Origin of the sequence: Xenorhabdus indica, from assembly GCF_014467235.1 — a bacterium.
GTDB lineage: Bacteria > Pseudomonadota > Gammaproteobacteria > Enterobacterales > Enterobacteriaceae > Xenorhabdus > Xenorhabdus indica.
In genome coordinates, this window is record NZ_NKHP01000007.1 from 1 (window position 1) to 16,614 (window position 16,614).

Genomic DNA, 16,614 nt, shown 5'->3' on the forward strand with positions numbered 1-16,614 from the left:
TGCCGACTATATGTTACCGGGCGCCTTCGTCACCCTTGAGGCTTTCCCGCTGACGCCTAACGGCAAAATTGACCGTCGGGCTCTACCGGCACCGGATTTATTTGCAGTGGCAACACGTGGCTATGAAGCACCAATGGGTGAGATAGAAACCACTCTGGCTCAAATTTGGCAGGATTTATTGGAGCTGGAACAAATCAGTCGTCATGACCACTTCTTTGAGCTTGGTGGTCACTCATTAATGATTGTCAGCTTAATTGACAGGTTACGCAGCTTCGGTTGGCGGCTTGATGTTCGCAGTGTGTTCTCTGCGCCGATACTCACTGAAATGGCGCAATCTATTTTGGCATATCAAGATGATGTAAATACCTTTGCAGTACCACCAAACCTGATCCCTGAAGAGTGCACTGCCATCACCCCTGATATGTTGCCGCTCGTTTCACTGGCACAGGCTGAAATCGATGTTATCGTCGAGTCAGTTCCCGGCGGGGCAAGTCATGTTCAGGATATTTACCCACTGGCACCGTTGCAGGAAGGTATTCTGTTTCATTACCTGATGCAGACACAAGGTGATACCTATCTGTTACAGAGTATGCTCGCCTTCGATACCCGTGAAAATCTCGATATCTTCCTGAATGCTTTACAGCAAGTCATTGACCGCCACGATATATTACGTACTGCGGTCTGCTGGCAAGGGTTGACACAAGCGGTTCAAGTGGTCTGGCGTCAGGCATCTCTGAATATCAATATCTTTACCCCCGCTATGTCGTCGGACAATATCGCTGACAATGTTCTGGCTCAACTACGTGCTCACACGGATCCGCGCCAGCATCGTCTCGACCTAAGCCGCGCACCCCTGTTTGCCGCAGATATTGCTTTCGATCCGGCTCTGAACGAATGGCTATTGGCGCTACGCTTCCACCATCTGGTCAGCGACCATATGACAATGGAACTTATCTTTGCTGAAATTGAGCTAATATTACAAGGCCGCACTGAAATGCTTCCTACTGCTCTGCCTTACCGTAATTTTATTGCTCAAATTTCAAGTATTCCGGCCACAACACATGAAACCTATTTCCGTGGTCGGCTTGCCGATATTGATTCTCCGACAGCACCATTTGGTGTACTCACAATATCAAGCAACGATACTCCAATTGCTGAAACGCGTCTTTCTGTCGAACCTGCACTGGCGAAGACGATTCGCATCCAGGCACGTCGTCTGGGTGTCAGCCCAAGTGTGCTTTTCCATGTGGCCTGGGCACAGGTGCTGGCACAGACCAGTGGCTGTAACGATGTTGTCTTTGGCTCTGTACTGTTGGGCCGCTTACAGGGAGGAATTGGTGCTGATCAAATATTGGGGATGTTTATCAATACGCTGCCGATACGGATTTCTCTGAACGGTAATAATGTACAAGACGTGGTGCAAGCTACCTACCGTGATTTAATGATGCTGCTGGAACATGAACAGGCACCATTGACATTGGCCCAACGCTGTAGCAGCGTCCCACAGCCTATGCCACTATTTAGTGCTTTACTGAATTATCGCCATTCTCAGGCCAGCAAGGCAGATACCGCGAACACAAATCCGGCTAAAAACGAATTCTGGTCAGGTATGCGTGTCATCGCAACTAAAGAGCAGACAAACTATCCACTTACTTTGTCGGTAGATGATTTTGGCACCGGTTTCCATCTGACGGCTCAGGCTGTGATTGATATCGATCCTGCCCGGATAATCGATTATATGGTGACAGCGATCAGCGGTTTGGTCGAAGCCCTGGCTCATGCTCCGCAAACACAGATTCAGGCGTTACCCATATTACCGCTGTCAGAACGGCAACAATTGTTAGTCGATTTTAATGCCACTCAGACGGATTTCCCCCAAGATGCTCTGCTCCATCAATTATTCGAGGCTCAGGCAGTACGTCAACCTAATGCCACAGCGGTGGTATTCGAAGACCAGACGCTTAGCTATGGTGAACTTAACCGTCGGGCCAACCGGCTGGCTCATCATCTGATGGCATTGGGTGTACGTCCGGACGACCGTGTAGCAATTTGTGTCGAACGCAGCCCGAACATGGTGGTGGGTTTACTGGCTATCCTCAAAGCCGGCGGTGCTTATGTCCCACTCGATCCGAACAACCCGCATGAGCGGTTAGCATATATGCTCAATGATGCAACGCCGATGGCCTTATTGACCCAAACAGAGTGGCTCAACAAGCCAGGCAACTCTGTACCTGATTCAATACCGATAGTGTTACTTGATATGCAGGAAACGGCTGCTCGGCAAACCTCTCCAGCCACGCAATCCACCGATAATCCAGATGCACAAGAGTTAGGTCTGACATCACGTCATCTGGCCTATGTGATTTATACTTCCGGTTCCACCGGATTGCCCAAGGGGGTAATGGTCGAGCATCGCAATGTCCTGCGTCTGATTATCAATAATGGCTTTGCCGATATCGGGCCTGATGACTGCATCGCCCATTGTGCAAATATCTCATTTGATGCGGCTACCTGGGAAATCTGGTCTGGTTTGGTGCATGGGGCACGTATCCTGTTGATTCCCGAAAAAACCTTGCTACAGCCAGCTCACTTTGGTCAGTGTCTGTCATCGGAAGGGGTCAGCGCGCTGTTTCTTACTACGACGTTGTTTAATCAATACGCCAGTTTGATTGCCCCCTCATTATCGGGTTTACGCTATGTCCTTTTCGGTGGCGAACAAGCCGATAACCATTCCGCCATTCGTTTGAAGGCTGATTACCCACCGGAGCACTTACTGAACGGATACGGGCCAACGGAAACAACCACCTTCGCAACAGTCTATGAAATACCATGTATTGAAAGAACTGCTATTGAAAGCACTATTGAAGAAAGTACTACTGAAGAAAATACTACTGAAAACGAAGGTAGAAAAATTCCCATCGGACGACCGATCAGTAATACCCGGATTTATATTCTGGATAAACAACGTCATCCCGTTCCTCTCGGTGCTGTTGGTGAAATTTATATCGCTGGCGCAGGTGTTGCCCGTGGTTATCTGAATCGCCCTGAACTGACCGCTGAATGCTTCCTGCCTGATCCGTTCTTTCCAGACGCAGATGCCCGTATGTATAAAACCGGCGACCTCGGCCGTTGGTGGCCTGATGGCAATATCGAATACCTCGGTCGCAGTGATTTTCAGGTCAAACTGCGCGGCTTCCGTATTGAACTTGGCGAAATTGAGTCAAGGTTAGTTCAATGTGATGGGGTACGTGAAGCGGTGGTTCTTTTGTGTGAAGAGGAAAAGCTACAAGAACAACTGGTCGCTTACGTCATACCTCAGGCTGGCGTTGAATTAGTACCGGCTGAACTACGCCAGCAACTGGCGCAACACCTCGCCGACTATATGCTACCCAGTGCCTTTGTGGTGCTTACAGCCTTTCCTCTCACTCCTAACGGCAAACTTGACCGTCAGGCATTGCCGGCCCCTGATGCATCGGCTGTCGCAGCACGTGGTTATGAAGCACCGGATGGTGAGAAAGAAACTATTTTGGCTCAGATTTGGCAAGACTTGTTGGGGCTGCAACACGTGGGCCGCCACGATCACTTTTTTGAACTCGGTGGTCATTCTCTGTTGGTCGTGCAATTAGCAATGCGCATACAAACAGAATTTTTAGTCGATATTCCTGTCGCTTCACTGTTTCTTGCACCCAAATTGATGGAACAGGCCGACATCATTTTGGCAGCACAAATGGATGCTATAGGAGAAAGTGATATTGAATCACTCCAAAACGCGCTTGATTCAATGTCAATGGAAGAATTGATGGCAATTATAGGTGGAGATAATAATCAATGACAAAGACAGACATGAACCTCAATGCTCTGAAACGTGCTGCTCTGGAAAAGAAAATTAAAGAGCAATTGCAAGCTCGGCAACATCAGCAGCGACCTCCTATTAAGCAGGCTGAGCGTGGGTTTCCTTTACCCCTGTCCTTCGCCCAACAGAGATTATGGTTCCTCAATCAATTCGATCCTGCTGCCAGTCTGGCTTACCATATTCCGGTGGCGCTGCGTCTGACGGGACAGCTTAGCCAGCACGCCTTATCTACCGCACTTGATCGCCTGATTGCCCGCCACGAAAGCCTGCGTACCCGCTTTGTCCTGATTGACGGGCAACCCTGCCAGCACATTGACCCCGCTGATATTGGTTTTACTCTGTCCTGCCAAGATCTGTGTTCATTAACGCCAGAAGAACAGGCTAGTCACATTGCGGAGCTTACCACTCTTGAAGCCCAGACACCGTTTGATTTTACTCAAGGCCCACTGATTCGAGGTCAACTGCTGCAACTGGATGATGAAGAGCATGTATTACTGCTGACTCAGCATCATATTATCTCCGATGGCTGGTCCATTGGTGTATTGGTACATGAACTGGGCTCGATTTACCGAGCAGTTCTCGACGACCACGATGATCTATTGCCACTACTGCCTATTCAATATGCCGACTATGCCGTCTGGCAACGTGACTGGTTGCAGGGAGATGTTCTCGCGACACAACGCGATTTCTGGTGCCAACAACTGGCAGGTGTGCCGGCCTTATTGGCCCTGCCCACTGACCGGCCACGCCCGCCAGTGCAGACTTATACGGGTAACCAAGTCTTGATCCACCTTGATGTCGCCTTGTTGGAATCACTTAAATCACTCGGACAGCACCATAACACTACCCTATTTATGACCCTTCTGGCGGCCTGGAGTATCGTACTCTCCCGGATGAGTGGTCAGGATGATATTGTTATCGGTACGCCAGTCGCTAATCGTTCAAATCCTGAACTGGAAGGCTTAATCGGTTTCTTCGCCAATACTCTGGCTTTGCGTGTCACGCTGAATGATACTCCCCAAGTGGCTGACCTGCTTGCACAGGTTCGGGAACGGGCGCTGGCCGCCTATGCTCATCAAGATCTGCCTTTTGAGCAAGTGGTAGAAGTGCTACAGCCAGAACGCAGCCTCAGTTACAGCCCGATTTTTCAGGTGATGCTGGCCTTAAACAATACGCCATCACAAACCCTGACATTACCCGGCCTGCAACTAACGCCAATTGAGTCAGTGCGCCAGAGCGCCCATTTCGACTTGACATTATCGCTGACTGAAACCGATGCCGGTCTGGTTGGGGATTTAGAATATGCTGCCGATTTATTCGATTCTGCAACAATTAAACGCATGGTGGGATATTTGAAGCAAGTCCTGTTAGCCATGACAACCGATGCAACACAAACTATTGCCAGCCTGCCAATGCTACCTGCTCTGGAGCGGCGACAACTGCTAATAGAATTCAACGCCACTCAGGCGGATTTCCCGCAGGATGCCTTGATTCACCAACTGATTGAAAATCAAGTTGCCCGCACTCCCGGTGCAACGGCTGTGGTATATGGAGAGCAATCGCTCAGTTATGCAGAACTGAACAACCGTGCCAATTGTCTGGCCCATCATCTGATTACGTTGGGAGTACAACCTGATGATCGGGTCGCCATTTGTGTTGACCGTAATCTGGAGATGGTGATTGGCCTGCTTGCCATCCTGAAAGCCGGTGGTGCTTATGTGCCACTCGATCCGACCTATCCCGCTGAGCGGCTGATCTATATGCTGGAAGATGCCACGCCGATAGCTTTGCTGACTCAAACGACACTCGTCGACAAACTCACCAACTCTGTTCCCACAGTAATGCTCGATACTCAACAACCGTATCTTGAAACACAGCCGGCTCGTAATCCCGACACGCAGACGTTAGGATTAACAGCACATCATCTGGCCTATGTGATTTATACTTCCGGCTCCACCGGTCAGCCCAAAGGTGTGGCGATCACTCATCGTAATGCAGTGAATTTCCTGACCTGGGCACAACGAACTTTTAGCCCGGAAGAACTGGCACATACCCTTCTTGCCACTTCGCTGAATTTTGATCTGGCGGTATATGAATGTTTTGCTCCACTGATTTCGGGTGGCACGGTTTATCTTGTCCCCAATGTGCTGTCGCTGGTCACAACGGAGCAACCTGTCAGTCTGATCAATACCGTACCCTCTGCCATTACACAGTTAATTGAAGCGAATGCGGTTCCCATGACCGCCAAAACCGTCAATTTAGCCGGAGAAGCACTAAAACCCCATGTCATTGAACATCTGTTTGCCCGCTCGTCTGTTCATAATGTGTGCAACCTGTATGGCCCTTCCGAGACGACGACTTATTCAACCTGGACACGCATGCACCGGACGGCAGGTTTTGTCAGCCATATCGGCCGTCCAATCGCCAACACGCAGATCTATCTTCTCGATCCGCATGGTCAGCCGGTGCCTCTTGGTGTGACGGGGGAAATCCATATTGCCGGAGCCGGCGTAGCCCGTGGCTATCTGAATCGCCCTGAACTGACGGCCGAACGTTTCCTGCCTGATCCCTTCTCTGCCTTGCCGGACGCCCGTATGTATAAAACCGGCGACCTCGGCCGTTGGTTGCCTGATGGCAATCTCGAATATCTTGGCCGCAATGATTTTCAGGTTAAATTGCGCGGTTTTCGTATTGAACTTGGTGAGATCGAAGCCAGATTAATGCAATGTAACGGAGTACGCGAAGCCGTAGTGCTGGCGCGTGAATATATCCCCCATGAAGAACCTATTGCTGATAAAAACGATTTCCATAAAAATAATTCCTATAAAAACACAGCGGGGCAAAAACGTCTGGTGGCTTATGTCCTGCCTCAGCCTGGCGTTGAACTGGTGCCGGCTGAACTACGCCAGCAACTGGCACAATACCTTGCCGATTATATGCTGCCCAGTGCCTATATCATACTGGAAGACTTCCCGCTAACCCCTAACGGCAAGCTGGATCGTCAGGCGCTACCTGACCCTGATTTATCGTCTTTTATCGCACGCGGTTATGAAGTGCCAGTCGGTGAAATCGAGACGGCGCTGGCGGAAATTTGGCGAGACTTGCTAGGCGTGGAGCAAGTGGGTCGCTACGACCATTTCTTTGAACTCGGCGGTCATTCGCTGATGATTGTCAGTCTGATTGAACGGTTGCATCATTTCGGTTGGCAACTTGATATGCGCAGTGTATTTGCAACGCCTGTTCTTGCTGAACTGGCGCAAGCTATCTTGGCAGATCAGGACAGCAATTGTATTTTTGAGGTGCCTTCTGTTTTAATCCCCGACGGTTGCACTACCATCACGCCGGATATGCTGCCGCTGGTTTCACTGTTTCAAACTGAGATTGATACCATCGTCGAGGCAACTTCCGGCGGGGCTGGTAATATCCAGGATATCTATCCGCTGGCACCGTTGCAGGAAGGTATTCTGTTCCATCATCTGTTGCAGACACAAGGTGATGATTATTTACTCCAGAGCTTGCTTGCCTTCGATACCCGCGAACACCTTGATGCTTTCCTCTCTGCCTTGCAGCAAGTCATCAACCGTCACGATATCCTGCGTACCGCCGCCTGTTGGCAAGGGCTGGCCCAACCGGTTCAGGTGGTCTGGCGTCAGGCATCGTTAACGGTTAATGTTTTTACCCCCGCCACTGCGGAAGACATCCCGTCTCAGCTACGAGCCTACACAGATCCGCGCTGGCATCGGCTTGACCTGAGTCGTCCCCCCCTGTTTGCTGCGGATATCGTCCATGATCCGGCACAGGAGGAATGGCTGCTGGCGCTACGCTTCCACCATCTGGTCAGCGATCATATGACACTGGCGCTGATTTTTGCCGAAATTGCCCAAATATTACAGGGCAAAGCTGAAACACTGCCCACGGCATTACCGTACCGCAACTTTATCGCCCAAATCCTGAGCATACCGGCTGCTGTACACGAAACTTATTTCCGCGCCCAGCTTGCTGATATTGACGAACCAACCGCACCGTTTGGCATACTCAAAGTACAAAACGGCAGTAACCCTGTCAGCCAAGCTCAGTTTCCGCTTAACTCTGCGCTGGCAAAAACGATTCGTACCCAAGCCCGCCGTCTGAAGGTCAGTCCAAGTGTGCTGTTTCATGTAGCCTGGGCGCAAGTACTGGCACAAACCTGCGGTCGTGATGATGTGGTCTTTGGCTCGGTGTTACTGGGGCGTTTACAAGGAGGAACTGGTGCCGACCGGATATTGGGCTTGTTTATCAATACTCTACCCGTGCGTGTTTCTTTAAATAAGCGCAATGTACAGGAAGTGATACAAGCTACCTACCGCAATCTGATGACGCTGCTGGAACACGAGCAAACACCGTTAGTACTGGCGCAAGGTTGTAGTGGTGTAACTCAATCCATGCCGCTGTTCAGCACCTTACTGAATTACCGTCATAGTCAAATTGGTAAAGCCGATACAGATGCAAACGAGACAATTTGGGCCGGTATGCGTGTCATTGCCGCCGAAGAACGAAGTAACTACCCCATTACTCTGTCGGTAGATGATCTGGGAACTGATTTCCATCTGACCGCCCAAACTGTGGATGGTATCGATCCCGTTCGCATAAACACGTATCTGGTCACTGCTATCAGCGGTCTGGTTGAAGCGTTGATTCGTGATCCACAACAAGCTATTGTGCAAATCCCCATTCTGCCAATCTCGGAGCGACAACAATTATTAGTTGACTTCAACGCTACTCAGGCGGATTTCCCGCAGGATGCTCTCATTCACCAACTTGTTGAGATGCAGGCAGTACAGTGTCCAGAAGCGATTGCTGTGGTATTTGAAGAGCAAATGTTGAGTTATGGTGAACTCAATTGCCGCGCTAATCGCCTGGCGCATTATTTGATTTCATTAGGCGTGCGCCCGGATGATCGGGTGGCAATATGCGTCGAACGCAGTCCAGACATGGTGGTAGGCTTATTGGCTATCCTTAAAGCCGGTGGTGCCTATGTACCGCTTGATCCGGCCTATCCGTCTGAGCGACTGGCGTATATGCTTGAAGACGCTACTCCCGTGGTATTACTGACCCAAACCGTGATCCAAACTACCCTGGTTGACCTGCTGAACCGCCCTGTTCCTACTGTGGTACTTGATGTACAAGCAGCCTTGTTAAGAACACTGCCTGCTCACAATCCAGATGCGCAGGTATTGGGATTGACGTCACGCCATCTGGCCTATGTGATTTACACCTCAGGTTCTACCGGATTGCCTAAAGGGGTGATGATCGAGCACCGCGGCCTGACTAACCTGATTGTCAATCAACAAAATACACTGGCGCTTACCTCCAACAGCCGTATCTTGCAATTTGCCTCAAACAGCTTTGATGCCTGTATCTGGGAGTGCTGTATGGCACTTGTGGCAGGGGCCAGCCTCCATCTTGCTTCGCGTACAAAATTGTTGCCCGGTGAGGCTTTGTTGAAAACACTGGAAACACAGGCTATTACCCATGTGCTTCTGCCGCCAGTTGCATTGTCAGCGATGGATGCTGTACCAGAAACATTGGAGACTTTGCTGGTCGGGGGTGAAGCCTGCCCGTCTTCGCAGGTCAAACGCTGGGCAACAGGGCGGCGTATGATTAATGCCTATGGCCCGACAGAAAATACTGTTTGTTCAGCGATGTATTTATGTGACAGTCAGGAAACCGAAGCACCGCCCATCGGACGCCCGATTGCCAACACGCAGATCTATATCCTCGATCCGCAGGGTCAACCGGTTCCCATTGGCGCGGTCGGTGAAATCTATATCGCTGGCATGGGAGTTGCCCGCGGCTATCTGAATCGTCCTGAACTGACGGCCGAACGTTTCTTGTCTGATCCATTCTCTGCCTATCCCGATGCACGTATGTATAAAACCGGTGATCTCGGTCGCTGGCGCTCTGATGGCAATATTGACTATCTTGGTCGCAATGATTTTCAGGTTAAACTGCGTGGGTTCCGCATCGAGCCTGGCGAAATTGAAGCAAAATTGATGCAATGTCACGGGGTAAAAGAAGCCATCGTGTTGGTTCGTGAAGACTTACATAAAGACCTACATAAAGAACAACATGAAGGAATGTCTGATGAGAAAACAGGTAACCAGAAACGGCTGGTTGCTTACCTGCTCGCCGCGGAAGGCGTTGAACTGAAGCCCGCCGAACTGCGTCAGCAACTCGCACAACATCTTGCCGACTATATGCTGCCGAGTGCCTTTGTCACGCTTAAAGCTTTCCCACTGACACCTAACGGTAAACTTGACCGTCAGGCATTACCAATGCCGGATTTATCCGCAGTGATAGCACGTGGTTATGAAGCCCCCGTCGGTAAAACTGAAATCATACTGGCTAAAATCTGGCAAGACCTGCTAGGGGTTGAAAAAGTCGGCCGTTACGACCATTTCTTTGAACTGGGCGGACATTCACTGTTTGCTGTCCAGCTCGCTTCACGCGTGCGTCAAGAACTGGCACAAGAATTACCATTGCAGCAACTCTTTGCCCGGCCTCTGTTGGCAGATCTGGCACAGGTGATCAACGATACTTCTGCCGATTTCTCAGCGACCGAACAAATCACCATTATCTCTCCGGCTGAGCGTAACCACCCGTTGCCCCTGTCTTTCACCCAACAGCGATTATGGTTTCTTGACCAACTCGATCCGGCAGCCAGTCTGGCTTATCATGTTCCGGTAGCACTACGTCTGACAGGACAACTTAATCAGCACGCTTTATCTGTCGCACTTGATTGCCTGATTGCCCGTCACGAAAGCCTGCGTACCCGCTTTATTTTGGTTGAAGAGCAACCCTGTCAGTACATTTCCCCGGCGGATATCGGCTTTGCGCTGTCCTGCCAGGATCTGCGCCAGTCAGCACCAGAAGAACAGACTCATCACATTACGGAACTTGTCACTTTTGAGGCACAAACACCGTTTGATTTGACTCAGGGGCCACTGATCCGCGGTCAATTGCTGCAACTGTCGGACGAAGAGCATGTGCTGCTGTTAACGCTGCACCACATTATCACTGATGGCTGGTCTGTTAGTGTGCTGGTGCATGAACTGGGGGCGTTCTACCGGGCTGCCCTCGATGGCTACGATGCTCTGCTACCACCACTGCCCATTCAATACGCCGACTATGCCGTCTGGCAGCACGGCAGGCGACAAGAAGAGACTTTTGCTGAACAACGTGATTTCTGGTGTCAGCAACTGGCAGGTGCACCGGCCTTATTAGATCTGCCCACTGACCGGCCACGTCCGCCAGCACAGACTTATGCCGGTAGACAGGCGTCCTTTAAATTTGATGTCGCTTTACTGACATCCCTCAAGAAACTAGGACAACACCATAACGCGACCCTATTTATGACCCTTCTGACGGCCTGGAGCATTGTTCTTGCCCGCCTCAGTGGTCAGGATGAGATTGTTATCGGCACTCCAGTTGCCAACCGCCAGCATCGGGAATTGGAGGGATTGATCGGTTTCTTCGCCAATACGCTCGCTTTACGTGTCACATTGGATGATACCGCCAGCGTTACCGATCTTCTCATGCAGGTTCGGGAGCGGGCGCTGGTCGCCTATGCGCATCAGGATCTGCCCTTCGAGCAAGTGGTAGAAGCACTGCAACCTGAGCGCAGCCTCAGTTACAGCCCCATTTTTCAGGTGATGCTGGCTTTAAACAATACGCCAGCCCAAACATTGTCACTACCCGGTTTACAGCTTTCAGCGGTTGAACCAGTGCGCCATAGCACCCAATTCGATATGACATTGTCACTGAGCGAAACGGATGTTGGTTTGCTCGGTAATTTAGAGTATGCCACTGATTTGTTTGACTCAGAGACTGTCGTGCGCATGATCAACTACTTGCAGAATGTACTGACGGCGATGGTCGCTGATCCGACACAAATTATTAGTCGCTTGCCCATGTTGCCGGAATCGGAACGACAACAGTTACTGAACGGATTTAATACCACCCAAGCCGATTTCCCGCAGGATGCCTTAATTCACCAATTGTTTGAATCTCAGGCAGAACACCATCCTGATGTCACTGCTGTGATATTTGAACAACAAACTATCAGCTATGGCGAACTGAACCGCCGGGCCAATCAACTGGCACATTATCTTATTGGGCTAGGCGTGCGTCCTGATGATCGGGTAGCAATTTGTGTCGAACGTAGTCTGGATATGGTGGTGGGCCTGCTTGCTATCCTGAAAGCGGGTGGGGCTTATGTTCCGCTTGATCCCACCTACCCCGCGGAGCGGTTGGTCTATATGCTTGAAGATGCCGCTCCTGTGGTATTACTTACCCAAACGACGTTGATCAATAGGCTGGATAGTTTTGTAGACAGTTTTATAGATCGTGTTGTAATCACCGTGGTACTTGATGACCCGAAATTGCCACTGGCAATCTACCCGACTCATAACCCAGACGCACAGGCATTGGGCTTGACGTCACGTCATCTGGCCTATGTGATTTATACTTCAGGATCTACCGGTAAACCCAAAGGCGTTATGATTGAACACGCCAATGTTATTCGTCTGTTAGCCGCAACCCAAGCACGTTTCCAGTTTGATAGTGATGATGTCTGGACGTTGTTTCACTCGTTCGCGTTCGATTTCTCTGTGTGGGAAATATGGGGTGCTCTGTCTTATGGTGGTCGGCTTGTCGTGATCCCGGCTGATTGTACCCGTTCACCACAGATGTTTTATGCGCTGTTATGCCATGAACAGGTGACGATCCTGAACCAAACCCCCAGTGCTTTTCGCCAGTTGATTTCAGCTCAGGAAGATACCCCCCATGCACTACGCTGCATCATCTTTGGTGGTGAAGCATTAGAATTGCCTACACTTGCCCCGTGGGTCGCACGTAATCCCACACAGCAGACACGTCTGGTTAATATGTATGGCATTACTGAAATTACTGTACATGCAACTTACCGTGAACTCACGGAAGCAGATATCTACGCTGGACGTGGTAGTTTAATCGGTCAACCACTCGCTGACCTGCGTGCTTATATTCTCGATACCTACAGTCAGCCCGTTCCTATTGGTGTGACCGGCGAAATTTATATTGCCGGCGCCGGTGTTGCCCGCGGTTATCTGAATCGTCCTGAATTGACGGCTGAACGTTTCCTGACCGACCCCTTCTTCCCTGCGTCAAAAGCCCGCATGTACAAGACCGGTGACCTCGGCCGCTGGCTCCCTGACGGTACTATCGAATACCTTGGCCGCAATGATTTTCAGGTTAAGTTACGCGGCTTCCGTATTGAACTGGGAGAAATCGAAGCCAGATTGATGCAATGTCACGGAGTACGTGAAGCCGTGGTGCTGGCTCGCGAAGATATTTCCAGTGAGAACACGATTTCCAGTAAGAACACAACAGAGAAACGGCTGGTTGCCTATTTACGTCCTTTGGATGGTATCGAACTGATCCCCGCCACGCTGCGTCAGCAACTCGGCCAGCATCTTGCGGAATATATGCTACCTAGCGCTTTCGTGATACTGGATGCTTTTCCGTTAACACCTAACGGTAAACTTGACCGCCAGGCATTGCCTGCACCGGATTCCTCTGCGATAGCCACGCGCGTTTATGCTGCTCCGAATGGTGAAGCAGAAATCGCTTTAGCTCAGGTTTGGCAAAATCTGCTAGGGTTAGAGCAAGTTGGTCGTCACGATCACTTCTTTGAACTGGGCGGTCACTCATTGATGATTGTCAGCCTGATTGAGCGGCTACGTAATCTCGGTTGGCAACTTGATGTTCGTAGTGTATTCACTGCACCAACCCTCACCGATATGGCGCAAGTTATCCGGCGTGATACCCATGCCTTGGCCGTATCAGGTAATCTGGTAGCAAACAACCTGGCACCGGCCAATCGTATTCCCGCAGATTGCACGACTATCACGCCCGACATGTTACCGCTGGTTTCACTGGCACAAAATGAAATTGATGCTATCGCTGAGACAATCCCCGGTGGAGCAAGTAATGTACAGGATATCTACCCGCTGGCGCCATTGCAGGAAGGGATTTTGTTCCATTACTTATTACAGGAACAAGGTGACGACTATTTGCTGCAAAGCCTGCTCGCCTTCGATACCCGCAAACGTCTTGATACCTTCCTGATCGCCCTGCAACAGGTGATTGATCGTCACGATATCCTGCGTACTTCTGCTTACTGGCAAGGACTGGTACAACCGGTTCAGGTAGTTTGGCGTCAGGCTCCCCTCCATGTTAATAATTTTATTCCTGCTACAGTGGATGACGTTCCGGCTCAATTGCGAGCTTACACCGATCCGAAACAGAACCGCCTCGACCTGAGCCACGCGCCATTGTTTGCTGCTGATATTACTTATGATCCGGTACAAGAAGAATGGCTACTGGCGCTACGCTTCCACCATCTGGTCAGCGACCATATGACACTGGCGCTGATTTTCGCGGAAATTGCGCAGATACAACAGGGTTGTGCCGCAATGCTGCCCGAAGCACTACCCTATCGTAACTTTATTGCCCAAACCTTAAGTGTGCCGATCTGCGAACACGAGGCTTATTTCCGCACCCAACTTGCCGATATTGACGAACCGACCGCTCCGTTTGGCATCCTCAACGTAAAAACCGGCGGTGCCCTCGTCATTGAAGATCGTCTCCCTATCGCACCCGCGTTGGGGGAAGCTATCCGCATCCAAGCCCGTCGTCTGGGCGTGAGTCCGGGTGTGTTGTTTCATGTAGGCTGGGCGCAAGTACTGGCGCAGACCAGCGGCCGTAATGATGTGGTCTTTGGCTCTGTGCTGTTGGGCCGACTACAGGGAGGCGTTGGCGCTGATCGGATATTGGGTATGTTTATCAATACATTACCAATACGGATTTCTCTGACCAACAAGACTGGACAAAAAAACAAAACCGAACAAAAGACGGTACAAGAAGTGGTGCAGGCGACTTACCATAGTCTGATGATGCTACTGGAGCATGAGCAAGCACCGTTGTCGCTGGCACAACAGTGCAGCAATATGGCGCAATCGACACCGTTGTTCAGCACATTATTCAATTACCGTCACAATCAAATCAACACAGCAGATGCGGCGAACACAACTTGGGACGGTATGCGTGTCTTGGCCGCAGAAGAACGTACAAATTATCCTATTACCCTGTCGGTAGATGATCTGGGAACCGATTTTCAACTGACCGCTCAAACGGTAGAGGGCATCGATCCAACTCGCGTTACTGCCTATCTGGCTACGGCCATGAGGGGTTTGGTTGATGCGCTGGCCCACAACCCACAACAATTGATTCGGAATATCCCGGTTTTGCCTCCCGAAGAACGGCAACAACTATTGATGAATTTCAATGCCACTCAAACAGATTTCCCGCAAGATAATCTCATCCATCAATTATTTGAAGCTCAGGCAGTGCAGCGGCCAGATGCTATAGCCGTGACGTTTGAAGAGCAGATGTTGAGTTATGACGAGCTCAACTGTCGTGCCAATTGTCTGGCTCACTACCTGATTGAACTAGGTGTTCGCCCGGATGATCGGGTGGCGATTTGTACTGAACGTAGCCTGGATATGGTCGTGGGCTTACTGGCTATTCTCAAAGCAGGTGGTGCTTATGTGCCACTCGATCCCACCTATCCAGCCGAACGGCTGGCTTATCTGTTTGAAGATGCCGCCCCTGTGATCTTGCTGACCCAAACAGCCTGGAGCGATACGCTGGATAGCCCCGTACCTATTGTATTACTGGATGTTCAAGATTCAGCTATAGCGACACAACCTACCCACAATCCAAAGCCACAGGCGTTAGGTTTAACATCGCGTCATCTGGCCTATGTGATCTACACTTCAGGCTCCACTGGATTGCCTAAAGGGGTGATGGTCGAGCACCGCAACGTGCTTCGTCTCATTATCAATAATGGCTTTGTTGATATTGGCCCCGATGACTGCATTGCTCACTGTGCCAATATGGCTTTCGACGCTTCGACGTGGGAAATTTGGTCTGCCTTGTTAAATGGCGGCTGCTTATGTGTCATTCCGCAATCAACGTTGCTTGATCCAGAAAGTTTCCGCCACTCACTTATCAGAGGACAGGTGACAGCTCTCTGGTTAACGTCGGGTTTATTCAATGAGTATTTAGACGATCTTGAGTGCTTGTTTGGTCAATTACGTTACTTGCTTATTGGCGGCGATGTACTTGACCCAAGCAAGATACGACGCGTTCAGTCGGCTGAGTCGCAGCCAGCACACTTAATCAACGGTTATGGCCCAACGGAAACCACAACATTCGCTGCAACTTATACCATGACTTCACTTGTTGATGCGGCTCGCTCTATTCCTATCGGCCGCCCGATAGCCAATACTCAGATTTATATTCTCGACGCCTTCGGTCAGCCTGTTCCCCTCGATGTCGCTGGCGAAATCTATATCGCTGGTGCGGGAGTGGCCCGCGGCTATCTGAACCGCCCTGAACTGACGGCTGAACGCTTCCTGGTCGATCCGTTCTCTTCCGATCCGAATGCACGCATGTATAAAACCGGTGACCTCGGTCGCTGGCGCTCTGATGGTAATATTGATTATCTCGGCCGTAATGATTTTCAGGTCAAGCTCCGTGGATTCCGCATTGAACTGGGAGAAATCGAAGCCAGATTGATGCAATGTCACGGGGTACGTGAAGCCGTCGTGCTGGCTCGCGAAAATATTTCCGCTGAGAACACAGCAGAGAAACGGCTGGTCGCCTATCTGCTACCGTCA

At 50.5% G+C, this 16,614-nt stretch carries 2 protein-coding genes (1 of these 2 only partly in view); both read left to right on the plus strand.

Annotated features, from left to right (window positions below):
- Nucleotides 1-3,832 (plus strand): non-ribosomal peptide synthetase (locus Xind_RS07300; protein ID WP_187649757.1); only part of this gene is annotated, 3,832 nt, incomplete at its 5' end.
- On the plus strand, nt 3,829-16,614 hold the 5' portion of the coding sequence (locus Xind_RS07305) for a non-ribosomal peptide synthetase (protein ID WP_187649758.1). It continues 11,880 nt past the right edge of the window; only the first 12,786 of its 24,666 coding nucleotides appear in the window; it begins with the start codon at nt 3,829-3,831; its stop codon lies beyond the right edge, outside the window. The genes Xind_RS07300 and Xind_RS07305, both read left to right, overlap by 4 nt.